General features: G+C 60.2%; 1 protein-coding gene. It reads right to left on the bottom strand.

Annotation, left to right across the window (positions count from 1 at the left end; all coding sequences use genetic code 11):
• The coding region (locus CYD26_RS25190) for a hypothetical protein (protein WP_218197077.1) at window positions 1-261 on the bottom strand (261 nt) is incomplete at both ends.

Below are 261 nucleotides of genomic sequence, written 5' to 3' on the forward strand. Positions count from 1 at the left end.
CGGCAGTGGTCAGTGCTGCTTCAGCAGTAGCCAGTGCAGCGGTTTTGTCAGTAACTACGCCGGCGGCTGCAGTGGCAGCGCCTTCGGCAGTGGACAGTGTTGCTTCAGCAGTAGCCAGTGCAGCGGTTTTGTCAGTAACTACGCCGGCGGCTGCAGTGGCATTGCCTTCGGCAGTGGTCAGTGTTGCTTCAGCAGTAGCCAGTGCAGCGGTTTTGTCAGTAACTACGCCGGCGGCTGCAGTGGCATTGCCTTGGGCAGTGG

Source organism: Pseudomonas sp. FFUP_PS_473 (assembly GCF_002858665.1).
GTDB classification, from domain to species: Bacteria; Pseudomonadota; Gammaproteobacteria; order Pseudomonadales; family Pseudomonadaceae; genus Aquipseudomonas; species Aquipseudomonas defluvii.